Genomic DNA, 2,755 nt, shown 5'->3' on the forward strand with positions numbered 1-2,755 from the left:
GCGAAAAATCAATAAATTACATTATTTATAAACTTAAAAAACTTAGAATTATGTCTGAAATCGCATCAAAAGTACAGAAAATTATTGTAGATAAATTGGGCGTAGAAGAATCAGAAGTAGTTGCAACTGCTAGCTTCACTAACGACCTGGGTGCTGACTCTTTGGATACTGTAGAATTGATCATGGAATTCGAAAAAGAATTCGGAATCTCTATTCCAGACGATCAGGCAGAAAAAATCCAGACTGTAGGTGACGCTATCTCTTACATCGAAGCTAACGCAAAATAATTTAATTCTACTTTTATGGAATTAAAAAGAGTAGTAGTAACAGGTCTTGGTGCGTTGACTCCAGTAGGTAACACTGTTCCGGAATTCTGGAACAACCTCCTGAACGGCGTCAGCGGAGCAGGACCTATTACTCATTTTGATGCGTCAAAATTTAAGACTCAGTTCGCTTGCGAAGTGAAGAACTTCAATGCTGCTGACCATATTGACCGTAAGGAAGCCCGTAAGATGGACCTTTACACTCAGTATGCAGTAGTTGCAGCTAAAGAAGCAGTAACTGATGCCGGTATCGACGTAGAAAAAGAAGATTTGAACAAAGTCGGAGTGATTCTCGGCGTCGGAATCGGAGGTATTCATACTTTCGAAGAAGAAGTTGCCGGTTACGAGAAAACAAAAGATGACCTCGGACCGAAATTCAATCCGTTCTTTATTCCGAAGATGATTGCAGATATTGCATCCGGACAGATTTCTATCATGTACGGCTTCCACGGACCTAACTTCACCACTACTTCTGCATGTGCGTCTTCTTCTAACGCTATAGCTGATGCATTCAACTATATCCGCTTGGGAAAAGCCAACATCATTGTAACAGGTGGAGCTGAAGCAGCTATCTTCCCTGCAGGAGTAGGCGGCTTCAATGCCATGCATGCACTGTCTACACGCAATGACGACCCTGCACGTGCTTCACGTCCGTTCAGTGCTAGCCGCGATGGTTTCGTAATGGGCGAAGGTGCCGGATGTTTAATTCTTGAAGAATTGGAACACGCTAAAGCACGTGGTGCGAAAATATACGCAGAATTAGCTGGTACAGGTGCATCTGGCGACGCTTACCATTTAACAGCCTCTCATCCTGAAGGCCTGGGTGCGAAACTGGTTATGCAGAGCGCTCTGGAAGATGCCGGAATGAAACCAGAAGATATCGACTATATCAACGTACACGGAACTTCTACTCCGGTAGGTGACGTTTCTGAAGTAAAAGCCATCAAGGATTTGTTTGGTGAACATGCCTACAAACTGAACATCAGTTCTACCAAATCTATGACAGGACACCTTTTGGGTGCAACCGGAGGTGTAGAAGCCATCGCTTGCGTATTGTCTGTAAAAAATGACATTGTACCTCCGACAATCAACCATGAAGAAGGTGACAACGATGAAGAAATCGACTACAACCTGAACTTCACTTTCAATAAGGCACAGCAGCGTACTGTACGTGCCGCATTGAGCAACACATTCGGATTTGGCGGTCACAATGCATGTGTAATCATTAAAAAATACACTGAATAAACTGTGTTTAGCAATATACTAGATGAGATAAGACTTCTTTTTCGAAAGGATAAGGAGTCTTATCTTTGTTTTTATAAGATACTGGGATTTTACCCGCGAAACATCGAAATCTATCAGCAGGCCCTCCTGCACAAATCTTCTTCGGTAAAGGCTAAAGGCAGACTGTTGAACAATGAACGTCTGGAATTTCTAGGAGATGCCATACTGGATGCAGTAGTGGCTGACATTGTGTACAAACGGTTTGAGGGAAAAAGAGAGGGCTTCCTGACCAACACACGTTCTAAAATCGTACAACGAGAAACATTAAACCGGATTGCCGTGCAAATCGGTCTAGACAAGTTGATAAAGTATACCACACGGCAGTCATCACACAACAGCTACATGTGTGGAAATGCTTTTGAAGCGCTTGTGGGAGCCATTTATCTGGATCGTGGATACGAAACTTGCAAGTTCTTCATGGAGGAACGCATTATCAAACCCTACCTGAATCTGGAAAAGTTGTCGCGGAAGGAAGTCAACTTCAAGTCGAAACTGATTGAATGGGGACAGAAAAACAAGTTCCTCATTGAGTTCAATCTGCTGGAGCAGACGGTTGACGAGCAACAGAATCCGGTCTTTGAAACACAGGTAGTGATAGAACAAGTTCCCGCCGGGCAAGGTAAAGGATATTCCAAGAAAGAATCACAACAGGAAGCTGCTCATGAAACCTTGAACAAAATCAAGAATGACCCTCAGTTCATTGACGCGATTTTTGCAGAAAAGGCTGTACGAGAACAAGCTGCAGCAGAGGAAAATCCTATTCCAACCGACACAACCGATACATTGACTACGGAAGCAGATAGTCTTTCGATACAAGCAGACGAGCAGAATCCGGAATCTTTTGATACGGAAATGAAAGAAGAAATTGCTGAGAAATACGACGATGTAGAACGGATTATTTCCGAAGCAGAAGAGGCGGCATTCCAGCTTACTGAAGAGGCAAAAGAAAACAGTGAAGAATCAAAAATTACTACGCAATAGTTATCTGACTACCTCGGGATATTCAGTAAATGTCCCTAAAAGTAAGATGGCATATAAAGTCGATAGAGTATAATCACTTTATATGGCACTATAAAATATTTTGTGTAAATGGAAAATACGGGATTCAAGTTTGAGTCTCGTATTTTTTATTTTATAGATTTGCAAAA

Annotated in this window: 3 protein-coding genes; all 3 read left to right on the forward strand. The window is 42.2% G+C overall.

Annotation, left to right across the window (positions count from 1 at the left end; genetic code table 11):
- The first annotated feature begins 50 nt into the window (after positions 1-50).
- From ACMJ0U_RS02680 to rnc, 3 genes are read left to right on the forward strand one after another with little or no spacing between them, the layout of a single operon-like run.
- Positions 51-287: an acyl carrier protein gene (locus ACMJ0U_RS02680; protein WP_007560723.1), complete on the forward strand. Its 237-nt coding sequence runs from the start codon at positions 51-53 to the stop codon at positions 285-287.
- A gap of 15 nt (positions 288-302) precedes the next feature.
- Positions 303-1,568: a beta-ketoacyl-ACP synthase II gene (gene fabF / locus ACMJ0U_RS02685; protein WP_417128004.1), complete on the forward strand. Its 1,266-nt coding sequence runs from the start codon at positions 303-305 to the stop codon at positions 1,566-1,568.
- Between the two features lie 3 nt (positions 1,569-1,571).
- Positions 1,572-2,588 (forward strand): ribonuclease III, encoded by a 1,017-nt coding sequence (gene rnc, locus ACMJ0U_RS02690; RefSeq protein WP_417128006.1) that lies wholly within the window; start codon positions 1,572-1,574, stop codon positions 2,586-2,588.
- The last annotated feature ends 167 nt before the right edge of the window (positions 2,589-2,755 follow it).

It is taken from the genome of Phocaeicola sp., from assembly GCF_048170425.1.
In the GTDB taxonomy this organism is placed as follows: domain Bacteria; phylum Bacteroidota; class Bacteroidia; order Bacteroidales; family Bacteroidaceae; genus Phocaeicola.